Below are 14,302 nucleotides of genomic sequence, written 5' to 3' on the forward strand. Positions count from 1 at the left end.
AGAAAATTATCCATCGAAACGCGATAACACATTGTGCAGTGCAAGCGAAGTAAAGTTTCATTGCTTTTTTTGAATGTATTTCCTGGTATGAAGTTTTTACATTTGTTCTTAACAAAACCTGGTCAAAGAAATATGTAGTAATATTGGTAGAGAAATTATAGGTATTAAAGTGCAAACGGTTGAAATTTTTCAAGGCAAAGGAACATTTAAAGCATGCTGTAATTTAATGCTATAACTATTATTTTCGGCCATAATCTTTATTTCGATTATGATTATATTTCAATACTTCAGATTCAATTTCCTGAATTGTTTTCTTTTTTCCTTTCGAAATCCATTCTAAAAGTTCTTCTTTAAAAAAATACAGTTTTTTGCCATATTTATATGAGGGAATTTTTCTCTGCCTTACAAGAGCGTAAATTGTAGGTTTTGCCTTTCCTATCAGCCGGCTTGCTTCTTCAATACCAATAGGAATACTTAATTCTTTAGATTCATATACCTGAACATTCTGAATCAGAAGTTTAATCTCGCCAATTTCTTTCACTAAGTGTGCTACTGCTTTGGGCAGGTTCTCAAAAGAGATTTCATTTATGTCCATACCTATCGTTTTTAATAGTTAAGGTGCAAATGAAAAAAGTGTTTCAGCTGTGAGCTTCATCACAACGGAAACACTCAAAAAACACGGTGCTGCACAATGATTTGCGTTTAAAAATCTCTAAAATCTGCAAGTATCTTTATAGACCCTTTCTGTTCATCATCTTTCAGATGCGTCTTTATGCTGTTCTCTTCAACATCTTTTAACGCGTCAGCAAAACTCAGTTTTAAAAATTTTGCCGCCCTTTCCTGCCTGCTGACTTTAAAAAAATTCCAGATATTCCAACCAAAATGATACAAATCGAGATTGGACAAATCTTTTACCTTTACCGGTTTAATCTTTTCGAAATTTAAGTTCTCAGCATATATTATCAGATTCTCACACAATTGTTTCAAATCATCGTCCGAAGTATATAGTGCAAATTGCTTTTGTGCATAACGGATGGCACTATCAATTCTCGCTAGTCTTTGATTTTTGACTATATTTTGCTGCTGCTCCCTTATCAGTTCAATATCAATCTCTGAATTCTTATTTTCAGCCAATTCGGGTTCAACCAAAGCATCCAGCCGCTTCACTTGTAATTTCTCAAAGCCTTCACTCGGAATTGGGTTTACTGGCGATTCGTTTTTTTTAGCCTTTAAAAAACGCTTCAGTAATCTCTCGGCCAAATCGTTAAATAATAAACTTAGAATTGCAAACACTAAAATTCCAAATCCACTGCTGATCCAGAAAAATACACCTGCTGTATACTGATCTATACCTATTTCAATCAGCACAGATCTTACCATCACGCCTATAAGAATACAGACTAAAAAAACAGACAGATAAACTGTAATATATTCGAAGTACTTTATTTTCATGGCTCTTTCTTTTTTAAAGATTCCAACTGAATGGCCTGCGAAGCTCTGTTTTTCTTCTCATCTATCACTTTTGCATAGATTTGAGTAGTTTTTACATTGGTATGCCCCAGCATTTTACTGACTGTATAAATGTCTGTCCCGCTCGACAGCTGCAATGTTGCAAATGTGTGGCGGAAACAGTGAAAGGTAATATTTTTTTTAATACCTGCAGACTCCACCCATTTTTTCAGAGGCCTTGAAATCCATGATGGGTCTGTAAGATCTTCAAAAACAAGCTGATCGGGATGTCGTGGTTCTCCGCAGAGCTGGAAAGCCTGCTCAGAAATAGGCATATATTCGACACCCTTTGTCTTTTTCTGAGTGAAATGCAGTTTAGCCATACCGTTTTCCACACTCATCTCTTTCCAGCGTAGCTTCTGAATGTCTGAATGCCTCAGTCCTGTAAGCGCTGAGAAAAGCGCTGCCCTTTTAAGGACATCCTTTTCACATGGCGTTGATGCCAATCCGTTCAATTCTTGTATTGTAAGATATTCGCGTCTTGATTCCTGCTCCGGGATGCCCTTTATTTTTGAAGCTAAATCAACGGTTAAATATCCGTCGATAAAGGCCTGCTTCAAAGCCGCTTTAAATATAGAAAAATATGTTGCCGCAGTGTTGCGCGAAATGGTTCCCTTTTTGCCTCCTCCGAGCGGTGCAGCCAGCAAAAACAGTTTAAAATCTTCCGCCATTCTGCTGTTAATCTGGGAAAACATGAGACTGCCTGATGAATAGCTTTTTATAAGCTCTTTGGTCCGATCCCAATTAATCTGAATAGATTTTGAACTTCGCGCATGCCTTTTAGCCGCAGTATCAGCTAAGTATTTAATAAAATCCTCTTTGCCTTTTTCTCTCTGTTCAGCCAATAGGGCCTCAGAGTCACTGAACAAATCTATGTTGTCGTATTCTTTCTGCCGTATTTTACGCACTCCTTCAGCATACAGCATTATCTCGCGGTCGCTTTCGCTTCTACACATAATTATTCCGTTATCGCTGCGTCTTGGCTTATAGGATTTTATGCCCCCTGCATCTGTACGGGCAGTTCTTTTTTTGTCCCACTCCACAGTTGTTACTGACCTGTTTAAATATTCACGGATCCTTTGCGGAGTTTCCTTTCCGAAAATTTGGACAGGATAACTTTCTATGTAAACATACCATTCTTTTCGGTCTTCTGCTTTTCGAAGACGCACAGTCACCTTGGTTTTTGCTAATTGTTTCATATAAAATTATTTCCGTTATACAAGTTATCAATTTCGCTTTTTGGAGCATATACATATTTTCCGATCTGTCTGGTGGGGATTGAATATTTCCTGATATGGCTGTTAACTGAACTTTCAGATATTTGAAATTTCTCGGCTATTTCGCCAATGGTATAACAGTCTTCCTTTTCAAGGCTGTATAATTTTTTCTTCAGTGCACTCTCAGACGGCGGCAGATTGCGTGCTGGGCCGAATATCCCTTCCATGACTCTGCGGTCGATCCTTACAAGGCGGGTTCCAAGATTTACTGACGGAATTTTTCCCTGCTCGACAAGCCTATAGAGGGTTCTTTTGGCGATGCCAAAAAGCATGCCAGCCTCAGGGACAGAAAGAAATGCCCTGTTCTCGGGTATTTTATCGGCCATCCCTTTGATCTCCGCTTCATTTTTAAGCCGCTTCATCTTCTGTTTGTATGCTTTTTTGCTGCATATATGCGAGCAGTAAACAGAAGCCACGGTCTTAGGCAGAAATTCCTCCCCACAGTTAAAACATTGTTTATTTATCCGTTTTATCATCTTTGTCTCCTCATTAAGGTACCATAAGTAGACATAAGTGCCACTTTGTCTCCATTTAAGTGCCGGTACAAATATGGTACAAATATATGGTAAAAAATGATTAAAAAACAGCAGAAACAAAAAAGGACAAAAAAGAAAAACCGCTGTAAACATTTCGTTTACAGCGGTTTAATACTTATTATTAACTGATGTTAATCAGTCATTATTTGACTTCTTCAAAATCTACATCCTGAACGTTGTCTCCCTCAGCCTGAGCTTCCGGTTGTGCCTGTTGTGCACCACCCTGTTCTCCGCCTTGTTTGTACATTTCTTCAGAAGCATTTTTCCATGCAGCCTCGATTTTTTCAAGTAGCGATGGTATAGCTGTAGTATCCTGGATTTGGTGTGCAGCCTTAAGCTCGTTAAGGGCATTTTCTATTGGCTGTTTGTTGCCATCAGAAATTTTATCACCAAACTCTTTTAGTTGTTTTTCAGTTTCAAAGACCATAGAGTCTGCTTTGTTAAGCGTCTCTGCTTTCTCTTTAACCACTTTGTCAGCCTCAGCATTAAGCTCAGCTTCTTTACGCATTCTTTCGATTTCTTCCGGTGTTAGACCAGATGAAGCCTCGATACGGATGTCGTGTGATTTACCTGTACCTTTATCTGTAGCAGATACTTTGATAATACCGTTAGCATCGATATCAAAAGTAACTTCAATTTGAGGTACACCCCTTGGGGCTGGCGGAATTCCGTCTAAGTGAAAACGGCCTATGGTTTTGTTATCACCTGCCATTGGGCGCTCACCCTGTATTACGTGGATCTCTACTGATGGCTGGTTATCGGCAGCGGTAGAAAATACCTGCGATTTTTTAGTAGGGATAGTTGTGTTAGACTCAATTAAACGTGTCATTACACCACCCATAGTTTCGATACCAAGAGAAAGTGGCGTTACGTCAAGAAGCAGTACATCTTTAACGTCTCCGCTAAGCACACCACCCTGAATAGCAGCACCAATAGCAACAACCTCATCCGGGTTAACACCTTTAGATGGTTTTTTACCAAAGAATTTCTCTACTTCTTCCTGAATACGTGGTATACGTGTAGAACCTCCTACAAGGATAACCTCGTCGATATCTGATTTAGAAAGACCTGCATCTTTAAGAGCTTTAGCTACAGGCTCCATAGAGCGTTTTACAAGCTCGTCTGCAAGTTGCTCAAATTTAGCTCGTGTAAGCGTTTTAACTAAGTGTTTAGGACCGCTTGCTGTAGCAGTAACATATGGCAGGTTTATTTCTGTTTGTGCCGATGCAGAAAGCTCGATTTTAGCTTTTTCAGCAGCTTCTTTTAAACGCTGTAAAGCCATTGGGTCTTTGCGCAGGTCTACACCTTCTTCGCTGTTAAACTCATTGGCTAACCAGTCTATGATTACCTGGTCAAAGTCGTCACCACCAAGGTGAGTATCACCATTAGTAGAAAGTACTTCAAAAACGCCGTCGCCAAGTTCAAGGATAGAGATATCAAAAGTACCTCCACCAAGGTCATAAACAGCAATTTTTTGGTCAGTTCCTGCTTTATCAAGCCCGTAAGCAAGAGCAGCCGCAGTAGGCTCGTTTATAATCCTTCTAACTTTAAGACCTGCAATTTCGCCAGCCTCTTTAGTAGCCTGACGCTGTGCATCGTTAAAGTAAGCCGGTACGGTAATAACCGCTTCGGTAACTGTTTGTCCAAGGTAATCCTCGGCAGTTTTTTTCATTTTTTGTAGTGTCATTGCAGACAGTTCCTGCGGAGTGTAAAGACGTCCGTTGATGTCTACACGAGGTGTGTCGTTATCACCTTTTACAACGCTGTAAGGAACGTTGCTTGCTTCTTTGCTGCTTTCTGAGAATTTGTTACCCATAAAACGCTTAATAGAAGCGATGGTTTTTGTAGGATTGGTCACTGCCTGTCTTTTAGCAGGGTCTCCCACTTTGATCTCTCCGCCTTCAACAAAAGCAATTACTGATGGCGTTGTTCTTTTACCTTCAGCATTAGGAATAACCACCGGCTCGTTACCTTCCATAACAGATACGCACGAGTTGGTTGTACCTAAGTCAATTCCGATTATTTTACTCATCTTGTTTAAAGTTTATTTTAAATTTTTTGTTTATTAAATCTTATGCTGTCATAATAGTCAATGATTGTGCCAATACTAAAAACACGACAGTATTTTGACACCGCGTCCCCGTAATATGACAACATGACACAATAACCTTAAATTGTTATAAAAAAGGGTATTTTATCGATTAAACCCATTGTGTTGCCGATTATAACCTTAAAGTGTGAAATTAAATTGGTAATTTTATGGTAATTGCCTGTTTTTTAGAGTTGTTATAAAAAAAACACAAGCACTTTATAACCAACATAATACCATATATTTTATGAGGGTCGCCACACCTTTTAAATATACATATCCTATTATCCTGACAGGGATATTCGTGATATTCATCGCGCTGATGGATATTGCCGGGTGGCTTCTTAATGTAAAGGCTCTTACCAGTGTGCTTCCCGGTCATATATCGATGCATTTTAATACTGCCATTTGCTTTGTCCTGCTAAGTTCCGCTCTGCTTTTACACAACAAATACAGGCACAGGGGTGGCCATATGCTAACAGGCTTACTTTCTTTAATAGTCTTAGCCACAGGAATAAGCACAATTATTCAGGGTATTATATTTTATAATGAGGGTATTATGCGTATGTTTTTATCTTATACACATTCTAACATAAGTGCCGACGGTCATGACCGCATGTCTCCATTAAATGCCATTTGTTTTAGCCTCATGGCTACCGGAACATTTGGCATTGGCATCAATACACAAAAATATAAAAAGCTCTGCCAATACACTTTTCATATCGTTACGCTTATATCCTTTGTGGTTATTTTAGGTTATATTTATAATGTACCCTCATTATACAGACTGTCATTTTTTACCACTATGGCATTTTACACTGCCATTGCTTTTTTATTACTGTCGGTATCGGCATCGCTCATAAATCCATCTATAGGAATTACTGCCATATTTACCGGAAACAAAATGGGCAATGCCATGGCGCGCCGTCTTTTTTCACAAATTCTAATTGCAGTAATAATTATAGGCTATATGCGCATAATGGCGCATCGCTACCATTGGTTTAGCGCAGAGGTTAGCATTGCCTTTCTACTCATATCGTTCATTATGGTAAGCCTGTTCCTTATTTCTAAAAAAGCACTTGTGCTCAATAAGCTGGAAACCGAAATGGAAATTGCCCGCGACAACCTTAAAATTGGTGTGGAGGCTGCCCCTTATGCACTTGTGCTTGCGAATGAGAGCGGAGAAATTACCCAGGCAAATTTTCAGGCAGAAAAACTTTATGGCTATAGAAGTGGCGAACTTTTGGGCAAGAACATCCACTGTATTATTCCGAGGCAACTGCACGAACAGTACACCAATATAGGGTTAGGACAGGTAACATCTTTTGGACCTGAAAATGATATTTATGCCGAACGCAAAAACGGCAGCACTTTTCCTGCCGAAATTATCCTGACACCTATTGTTACCCAAAACGGAATATCGCTGCTCGCATCAGTAAAAGATATTACTACCCGCAAGACTAACGAAGACATTATTAATAAACAGCTCATAGAACTACAACTTAAAAACCAAGAGCTTGAGCATTTTAATTATATAGCATCTCATGATTTGCAGGAACCTTTGCGCACGGTCTCTAACTACATCATGCTACTAGAGGAAGATTATCCGGAGCAGATGAACGATGAAATCAAAACCCATCTGGGCACCATGAATAGTGCCGTCTCAAGAATGAGCCTGCTGGTGCGCTCTCTACTAGATTTTGGCAGGCTGGGCAAAAACAAAACACTTAGCCTTATAAATTGCCAGGAACTTATAGCAAATGTTGTGGCCGACCTTAATGGGCTTATCTCTAAAAACAACGCAACCATTACCGTTGCCACCGCACTTCCCATTTTATATGGCTATGAGACAGAGATGCGGCAGCTTTTTCAAAACCTGATAAATAACGCGGTAAAATTCGCTAAAAAAGATGTAGCCCCTCAAATAACCATTGGCTGCCAAAAGATTAAAGGTTATTATGAGTTTTATGTTGAGGATAACGGTATTGGTATTGAACCTAAGTATTTTAACCACATTTTTCATATTTTTCAGCGGCTAAATAAAAACGAAGAATATGAGGGCTATGGAATAGGACTGGCCAACTGCCGAAAAATTGCCGAAATGCACGGTGGCAAAATCTGGGTAGAATCTGAACCTGACAAAGGGAGTACTTTTAAATTTACCGTATTAAATTTTAAGCCATGACACCACAACCCATTAACTGCATAATGCTTATTGACGACAATAAGATCGATAACTTTTTTCATGAAAGAGTTATCCGCAAAAACAACGCGGCAAAAATTGTAATAGCAAAAGAATCTGGGTTTGAAGCTTTAGAATACTTAAAGCGCGGCACTGCCGAAGTGCAGCCTAACGTAATTTTTTTAGACATAAACATGCCCGGAATGAACGGCTGGGAATTTATAGAACACTACAAACAACTCGAAGAAAGCCTGCAAAACAGTATGATCGTGGTAATGTTAAGCACATCTGATAATCCGGACGATAAAGCACTTGCCAAAACCCACAACATACTGTCTGACTTTAAAACAAAGCCACTTACCAAAGAAATGCTCGACGAAGTGCTGATCAAATACAGCCTTGGCAGGGTAAGTATGTAAAAATTCAACTGCCCCGTAAAAACTTACTTAGTAGCAATATTAGTAATTCGTAGCCGAATAAACTATATCTTGTTGTAATACATAGCTTTTACAATACCATCGCTCAAACCAATTTTTGGCACATAAATATTGCGCGCGCCGCTCCACTTCATAGCGTTAAGATAAATGCGTGTGGCATGTATAATAACATCGGCACGGTCTGGGTTCAGGCCAAGCGTTGCAATGCGCTGTTCGTAGCTCAGGCTGTTTAAATACTGGTATTGCGAGTGTATATAAAAATAAGACAAAGGTTTGTCCTGCTTTTTACCGCTCATTTTAAAAAGCTTGTTTATGTTGCCGCCACTGCCAATAAGGCTAATGTTTTCGTAAGGCTCTGTAACAGTATGTATCCATTTTTCTATTTCATGCCAAACCACATCGTTAACCATGCTATTTAGCAAACGCACTGTTCCGTTCTTGAACGATTTACTGGCTACAATTTTCCCTCCGGCAAATAAAGAAAATTCTGTACTGCCGCCACCCACATCAACAAAAAGATAATTCTGGTCGGGTTTAATAAACTCCTCAAGATCGGTACTTGCAATAATGGCAGCCTCTTTTTTACCGTCAATAATCTCTATCTTAATATCAGCCTCCTGCTCTATAAGAGCCACAACCTCAACACCATTATAGGCTTCGCGCATGGCTGATGTAGCACAGGCCATGTAGCGTTCTACATTGTGTACCTTCATGAGCAGCTTGTAGGCTTTCATGGCATCTATCATACGATTAATGTTCTCTTCGGTAATTTCACCTACTGTAAAGGCGTCCTGACCCAGACGTATAGGCACACGAACCAGCGAGCTTTTATTAAACTGTGGTGCTGCCCCCTGTTGTTCTACTATATTAGATATGAGCAGCCTCATGGCATTACTGCCAATATCTATAGCTGCATATTTTTTTATGTTGATCATTAATTCAGTTACAAAGTTTAAAATTACAAAGTAGCAAAGTTCACCCTTTGGGGCAAGAAGCTACAATTGTTCATAAATAACGTCGAGGTTATTGCGGTAGTAATTATACATTTCTACCTGTGCCCTAAACGGTTTTGCCTTTGGCTGCTTACGATATTTGTTCTCTAAATTCTCGCTTTGGTAACGGGCTTTTATGTTGCCTTTCCAGCCTATCTCAAAAATATCGATAAGTTCTTTTTTAACATCGGCATCATAAATTGGAGCCGAAACCTCTACACGCGAGTCAAGGTTACGGGTCATAAAATCGGCCGACGATATGTACACATCCGGGTCTCCGTTGTTTGCAAAAATATAAATACGGCAATGCTCCAGATAGTTGTCTACAATACTAATAGCCTCTATGTTTTCGCTCATGCCAGGCACCCCCGGTATAAGGCAGCACATCCCCCGAATAACAAGCTGTATCTTAACCCCATGCCTGCTGGCCTCATATAATTTATCTATCATCCTGAAATCAGTCAGGCTGTTCATGCGCAGTTTTATATAGGCTTCTTTACCTGCAATGGCGTTAAGTATTTCTCTGTCTATGTATTTTACGAACTTAGAACGGGTGTAGTGCGGTGAAACTATCAGGTGACGATAGCGGTGCACACGGTAGTTAACATCAAAAAAGTCGAATATTTTGTTTACCTCTTTCAGTATTTCCTGATGGGCAGTAAACAATGTAACGTCAGTATATATCTTAGCCGTACTCTCATTAAAGTTTCCGGTAGAAATAAAACCGTAACGCTTTATCTTTCCGTTCTCTAATCGCTCTACACTGCAAATTTTACTGTGCACCTTAAGACCTTTTACCCCAAATATAAGGTTGATTCCCTCGGTTTGCATCTGCTCTGCATATGTTATATTGCTGGCCTCATCAAAACGAGCCTGAAGCTCGATCTGTACCGTTACCTTTTTACCATTTTTGGCTGCATTTATAAGCGAACTAATTATTTGTGAGTTCTTCGCCAGCCTGTACAGTGTTATTTTTATAGACACGACTTTAGGGTCTAACGCCGCTTCGCGAAGAAACTTAATCACATAAGCAAAACTTTGATAGGGAGCGTGCAGCAGGTAATCTTTCTTTTTAATGCGCTGCAATATGCTGCCCTCAAGACTAAGGCCGTTTACAGGCAATGCCGCATTGGGCTTGTACAGCAAATCGTGCCTGCCAAGATGGGGAAATCCCATATAATCGCGGCGGTTATGGTACCTTCCTCCCGGTATAATACTATCGGAAGAGTCTATGTGCATGTGGGTTAAAAAATAATCGAGCGTATCGGGTGCAATGGCCTGGTCATACACAAAGCGCACCGGCTCGCCAATACGGCGGTCTTTAACACCCGTCCATATTTTTTCCATAAGGCTCTTGCTTTGGTCGCTGTCTATATCCAGCTGGGCATCGCGGGTAATTTTTATCATGTGAGCCGATATGCTCTCATATTTAAATATATTGAAAATGCTGTGAAGGTTAAATCGGATAACATCATCCAGCATAATAATGCAATGTTTATCATCGGCACTTGGCAGCTCTATAAAGCGGTTAATAGTACGTGGCATTTCTATAACCGCATACCTTACCTCCTGCTTTACCTCTATACCGTCAAAACCGCTGTGTTTAGCCTTTATGACCAACTTTACGGCAAGATACCCCATAGTATCTTTAATGAGCGGAAACTCATCAAGATCGTTAAGGATAATGGTTACCAGCTCCGGACTGACCTTTTGTATAAAAAAGTCCTTTACAAACTGTTGCTGCTCGCGGTTAAGCTGGGTTTCGTTAACCATAAAAATGTTTTCACGCTCCAGCTCTTTTTCAATGATGCTTAGTGTCCTAAGGCTTTCCGACTGTTGTTCGATAACTATATCTGTAATCTCACTCAGCAGTTTATGAGCAGAGTTACTTGCCGGAAGCTCTTCGCTGGTAATGCCCTCAAGGCTAAGACGACGAATGGCGGCATAACGCACCCTGAAAAACTCATCAAAATTGTTGGAGAATATTCCTAAAAACCTGAGCCTGTCCAGCAGTGGTACGGTTTCGTCGGCAGCTTCCTGTAATACCCTGGCGTTAAAGGCGAGCCAGCTTTTTTCCCTGTCAGTATATCGGTTTACCTGTGAGTGGTTGATCATGTTTTTTAAAATCGCTTGGAAATAGAACTGTTTCTGTTTTCCCGTTGGTAATGTTGCGCCAGTCGTCCTGATGGAACGAAAGCGAAACAAACCCTGCAGTAGGCACATTTTCTATAGCACGGTTTCCAAAGGAATTAACAAAGTTAGTAATCGCGCCGTTATGACCAAAAAGAATTAGGTTATCAAATTGGTTATCGCAGGTTTTTATAATTTCTTCCAGCTTATTTTCGTCAAACGTATAAAGATCGTCTTTAAACACTATAGTATCGTGCGGTATGGACAATGTTTCGGCAAAAATGCAGGCTGTGTTCTTTGCCCGCTGGGCAGTACTACTCCACACCACATAGCTTTTAGGCAGATGATCCTCTATATTTTCGGCCACAAGGTGGGCATCGTTAATTCCCCGTTTAGACAACGGCCTGTCTTTATCTATAAGCGGCGCGTCCCAACTTGACTTGGCATGGCGTATCAGGATTAAATTTTTCATAGAATCTCCGGGGTTTACGGTTATTAATAATCAGTTTATTAAATATACAGAAAAATAGAATACTGTTTGCCAATAGGTTGTTAATGTGTGTTAAAAGGTTTTAGGCTGTAGTTATATTGGTATTGCTTTTATTTGGGAATTTTTTGTAGGTTTATAGTAGATATATCCCTCACAGATTATGAATTTCCACTTTATAGCAACTGATAGTTTCGATGTAAATTCTTTAAATGATATAGAAATTTTTGTTGAAAAATATCCTGACTTTCAAACTATTTCTTTAGAGAATGAAAACGAACTAAAATTATTGCTCGAATTAATGAACATAAATTTCTCAAGCTTTAATGCTTTGGATATAAGAGATTTTGAGAAATATTGGGATATGTCGAATTATAAATTCCCTGAACTGAACTACGAACAATTTGATATGTTTTATCAAAATTGGATTCTTAAATCAAAAAGAATAAATACTATGGACGAATATGGTAATCTCATTTTCCTGCAAGGTTTAAGTTCAAAATGGAACAAGTTAAGACACAGGATAATTATTAAAAGCGCCTAAATAAATCAAGGCGCCAACCTCTCAGCTTTCCACCCAAAATCTTCCTGCTGCGAGTATCTAATTCTATCATGCAGTCGGTTGGGCCTTCCCTGCCAAAACTCTACAGTAACGGGGCGCACTAAATAGCCTCCCCAATAGTCCGGCCGTGGAATTTCTTTACCTTCATATTTTTGCTCCAGATCTTTAAGTATGCCCTCTAAATATTCACGCGAAGATATTACCTCGCTTTGCGGAGACACCATAGCACCAAGGCGGCTGCCTACTGGCCTGCTCTCAAAATAACCGTCGGAAGCATTCCCCGACACCTTTTCTGCCACTCCTTTAATAATTACCTGACGTTCTGACTCCTGCCAAAAAAAAGACAGGCACACATTGGGGTTTGCCGCAATGGCTTTGCCTTTTTCCGACTCATAATTGGTAAAAAATGTAAACCCCTCAAAACTGTATTGTTTGAGCAGTACTACCCTCGACTTAGGAAAGCCATCCAATCCAAAAGTTGAAACTGTCATGGCATTTACCTCGCCACTGCTGCCGGACTCTTCCACCTCAATAAACCATTTTTTAAAAAGTGTAATAGGATCTTCAGGCAGGTTGAGCTCAGTAAGTTCACTTTTTTCGTAAGAGCGGCGGTAATTGCTTAAGTCAGACATTTTGTAGCTATTAGGTTTTGGATGTTAGGAATCTGAGAGACAAATTTACAACAGTTTTATGGCAGAGGCATTTTAATGAATATATAAATTTAATGGGCTTTCAGAAATTTTGCTTCTGAAATGTATATAAGAGCCTGTTTAAATTTTATTGATAATTTGTATCTGCTTCTTTTTGGCTGCAACTTCGTTGCATTTTTTCGAGGTAGAGCACTGCTATCTCTGTAAAATGCGCCTTGTTTCGCACAAAAATAAGCTATATACATTCTCAAAAATAAAACTTAAGCAGGCTCAAAAAAACAACGTGGGCTTTTCTTAATGTTATATTAAACCAAATGGCGTTAGTAATTTTTTTCATACATTCGGACTACAAAACACCTGACTAACACCATGACCTCTAAAATTATTGCCAACGGAATTGTGCGTGCCGTGCTTATGCTTGCCGGCATTTTTGTGCTTTTAATGTTTTTATTCCAAATACAAACAGTGCTTATTTATCTTTTTATAGCACTAATTATAAGCATGATTGCAAGCCCAATAGTGTTTTTCCTGAAACGAAAACTAAAATTTCCGCACGTTGTAGCTGTTATTACTACATTGGTTCTTTTTGTAGGCTTACTGGCCGGTTTTATAATGATGTTCGTGCCGCTTATAGTAACCCAAAGCGAAAACCTGTCATTACTTGACACCGCCAAACTCGAAGCCGATGTTATGCATATGATCCATCAGGTTAATGACTATTTTGGCATAGATACTCAAAAAATGCTGAAGGAATCTAACATTACCAGCAAGCTGAATTTTAATTTTATACCTGCCTTTTTAAACTCGCTTGTAGGAATTTTAAGTGGGTTTGGCGTAGGGTTGGCATCGGTACTGTTCATTACCTTTTTCTTCCTTAAAGACCGTAAGCTATTCTTTGTAGGGGCACGCAAGCTCCTGCCCGATGCCCATGAGGATAAGATACTTAACTCATTACGGAAAATCAACTACCTGCTTAGCCGCTATTTTATTGGCCTTATCATTCAAATGACAGTGTTGTTTGTAATATACCTTGCCGTGCTACTTATATTTGGAGTTAAAAATGCGGTTATTATTGCCTTTATTACGGCATTGCTAAACATTATTCCTTATATAGGCCCCGTTATTGCCACAGTTTTGGTAATTGTACTAACTTTGCTGGGCAACATAGGGCCTGAAACACAGGGCGAAATGCTGTCTACCACCCTGTATGTAGTTATTGGCTACAGCGTAGCACAGTTTATAGACAACAACATTAGCTCGCCACTAATATTTTCTAACAGTGTGAATTCGCACCCGTTGGAAATTTTTATAGTGATCCTGGCAAGCGGTTTTGTATTTGGCGTACTGGGCATGATCGTTGCCATTCCATTATACACTGTGGTTAAAGTAGTTGCTAAAGAATTTTTCCCACAAAACCCTGTAGTTAAAGCCCTTACTAAAGACCTGTAAAT

Annotated in this window: 13 protein-coding genes; 4 read left to right on the plus strand and 9 right to left on the minus strand. The window is 39.5% G+C overall.

Annotated elements, in window-relative coordinates; translation table 11 throughout:
* Nucleotides 1-238: 238 nt before the first annotated feature.
* From GR160_RS16850 to dnaK, 5 genes are all read right to left on the minus strand, one after another.
* Entirely contained in the window at nucleotides 239-595 is a 357-nt protein-coding gene (locus GR160_RS16850; protein WP_160751068.1) for a helix-turn-helix domain-containing protein, read from the minus strand.
* A gap of 107 nt (nucleotides 596-702) precedes the next feature.
* Nucleotides 703-1,452, minus strand: a complete 750-nt coding sequence (locus GR160_RS16855) for a hypothetical protein (protein WP_160751069.1) — start codon at nucleotides 1,450-1,452, stop codon at nucleotides 703-705.
* On the minus strand, nucleotides 1,449-2,708 hold the full coding sequence (locus GR160_RS16860) for a site-specific integrase (RefSeq protein WP_160751070.1): 1,260 nt from the start codon (nucleotides 2,706-2,708) through the stop codon (nucleotides 1,449-1,451). Before GR160_RS16860 ends, GR160_RS16855 begins: the two co-directional genes overlap by 4 nt.
* Nucleotides 2,705-3,262: a helix-turn-helix domain-containing protein gene (locus GR160_RS16865; protein WP_160751071.1), complete on the minus strand. Its 558-nt coding sequence runs from the start codon at nucleotides 3,260-3,262 to the stop codon at nucleotides 2,705-2,707. The genes GR160_RS16860 and GR160_RS16865 overlap by 4 nt, the downstream gene beginning before the upstream one ends.
* 202 nt (nucleotides 3,263-3,464) lie before the next feature.
* Nucleotides 3,465-5,354, minus strand: a complete 1,890-nt coding sequence (gene dnaK / locus GR160_RS16870; RefSeq protein ID WP_160751072.1) for a molecular chaperone DnaK — start codon at nucleotides 5,352-5,354, stop codon at nucleotides 3,465-3,467.
* A 304-nt stretch (nucleotides 5,355-5,658) separates the two neighbouring features.
* On the opposite strand from dnaK, the gene GR160_RS16875 reads away from it, so the two are divergent.
* Entirely contained in the window at nucleotides 5,659-7,596 is a 1,938-nt protein-coding gene (locus tag GR160_RS16875; protein ID WP_160751073.1) for an ATP-binding protein, read from the plus strand.
* Nucleotides 7,593-8,012 carry a response regulator gene (locus GR160_RS16880; RefSeq protein WP_160751074.1) on the plus strand — a complete coding sequence of 140 codons (420 nt, stop codon included), beginning with the start codon at nucleotides 7,593-7,595 and terminating at the stop codon, nucleotides 8,010-8,012. Before GR160_RS16875 ends, GR160_RS16880 begins: the two co-directional genes overlap by 4 nt.
* A gap of 62 nt (nucleotides 8,013-8,074) precedes the next feature.
* Here the strand turns inward: GR160_RS16880 and GR160_RS16885 are convergent, their stop codons facing one another.
* Genes GR160_RS16885 through GR160_RS16895 form a run of 3 tightly spaced genes read right to left on the minus strand, consistent with a single transcriptional unit; the run spans nucleotide 8,075 to nucleotide 11,624 of the window.
* Nucleotides 8,075-8,965 carry a Ppx/GppA phosphatase family protein gene (locus GR160_RS16885; protein WP_160751075.1) on the minus strand — a complete coding sequence of 297 codons (891 nt, stop codon included), beginning with the start codon at nucleotides 8,963-8,965 and terminating at the stop codon, nucleotides 8,075-8,077.
* 60 nt (nucleotides 8,966-9,025) lie between these two features.
* Nucleotides 9,026-11,137 carry a polyphosphate kinase 1 gene (ppk1, locus tag GR160_RS16890; RefSeq protein WP_160751076.1) on the minus strand — a complete coding sequence of 704 codons (2,112 nt, stop codon included), beginning with the start codon at nucleotides 11,135-11,137 and terminating at the stop codon, nucleotides 9,026-9,028.
* Nucleotides 11,103-11,624, minus strand: a complete 522-nt coding sequence (locus GR160_RS16895; protein ID WP_160751077.1) for a histidine phosphatase family protein — start codon at nucleotides 11,622-11,624, stop codon at nucleotides 11,103-11,105. Before GR160_RS16895 ends, ppk1 begins: the two co-directional genes overlap by 35 nt.
* Nucleotides 11,625-11,802: 178 nt before the next feature.
* Here GR160_RS16895 and GR160_RS16900 point away from each other — a divergent pair, with 178 nt between their 5' ends.
* Entirely contained in the window at nucleotides 11,803-12,183 is a 381-nt protein-coding gene (locus GR160_RS16900; protein WP_160751078.1) for a hypothetical protein, read from the plus strand.
* A 5-nt stretch (nucleotides 12,184-12,188) separates the two neighbouring features.
* Here the strand turns inward: GR160_RS16900 and pdxH are convergent, their stop codons facing one another.
* Nucleotides 12,189-12,833: a pyridoxamine 5'-phosphate oxidase gene (gene pdxH, locus GR160_RS16905; RefSeq protein WP_160751079.1), complete on the minus strand. Its 645-nt coding sequence runs from the start codon at nucleotides 12,831-12,833 to the stop codon at nucleotides 12,189-12,191.
* Nucleotides 12,834-13,220: 387 nt separating this feature from the next.
* On the opposite strand from pdxH, the gene GR160_RS16910 reads away from it, so the two are divergent.
* On the plus strand, nucleotides 13,221-14,300 hold the full coding sequence (locus tag GR160_RS16910; RefSeq protein WP_160751080.1) for an AI-2E family transporter: 1,080 nt from the start codon (nucleotides 13,221-13,223) through the stop codon (nucleotides 14,298-14,300).
* Nucleotides 14,301-14,302: the final 2 nt, after the last annotated feature.

Origin of the sequence: Flavobacterium sp. Sd200, assembly GCF_009826935.1 — a bacterium.
Taxonomy (GTDB): domain Bacteria; phylum Bacteroidota; class Bacteroidia; order Flavobacteriales; family Flavobacteriaceae; genus Flavobacterium.

Coding starts and splice junctions, on each gene's coding strand:
- GR160_RS16910 (WP_160751080.1), top strand. CDS start 13,221: ATGACCTCTAAAATTATTGCCAACGGAATTGTGCGTGCCGTGCTTATG.
- GR160_RS16885 (WP_160751075.1), bottom strand. CDS start 8,965: ATGATCAACATAAAAAAATATGCAGCTATAGATATTGGCAGTAATGCC.
- GR160_RS16875 (WP_160751073.1), top strand. CDS start 5,659: ATGAGGGTCGCCACACCTTTTAAATATACATATCCTATTATCCTGACA.
- GR160_RS16900 (WP_160751078.1), top strand. CDS start 11,803: ATGAATTTCCACTTTATAGCAACTGATAGTTTCGATGTAAATTCTTTA.
- pdxH (WP_160751079.1), bottom strand. CDS start 12,833: ATGTCTGACTTAAGCAATTACCGCCGCTCTTACGAAAAAAGTGAACTT.
- GR160_RS16865 (WP_160751071.1), bottom strand. CDS start 3,262: ATGATAAAACGGATAAATAAACAATGTTTTAACTGTGGGGAGGAATTT.
- GR160_RS16850 (WP_160751068.1), bottom strand. CDS start 595: ATGGACATAAATGAAATCTCTTTTGAGAACCTGCCCAAAGCAGTAGCA.
- dnaK (WP_160751072.1), bottom strand. CDS start 5,354: ATGAGTAAAATAATCGGAATTGACTTAGGTACAACCAACTCGTGCGTA.
- GR160_RS16895 (WP_160751077.1), bottom strand. CDS start 11,624: ATGAAAAATTTAATCCTGATACGCCATGCCAAGTCAAGTTGGGACGCG.
- GR160_RS16880 (WP_160751074.1), top strand. CDS start 7,593: ATGACACCACAACCCATTAACTGCATAATGCTTATTGACGACAATAAG.
- ppk1 (WP_160751076.1), bottom strand. CDS start 11,137: ATGATCAACCACTCACAGGTAAACCGATATACTGACAGGGAAAAAAGC.
- GR160_RS16860 (WP_160751070.1), bottom strand. CDS start 2,708: ATGAAACAATTAGCAAAAACCAAGGTGACTGTGCGTCTTCGAAAAGCA.
- GR160_RS16855 (WP_160751069.1), bottom strand. CDS start 1,452: ATGAAAATAAAGTACTTCGAATATATTACAGTTTATCTGTCTGTTTTT.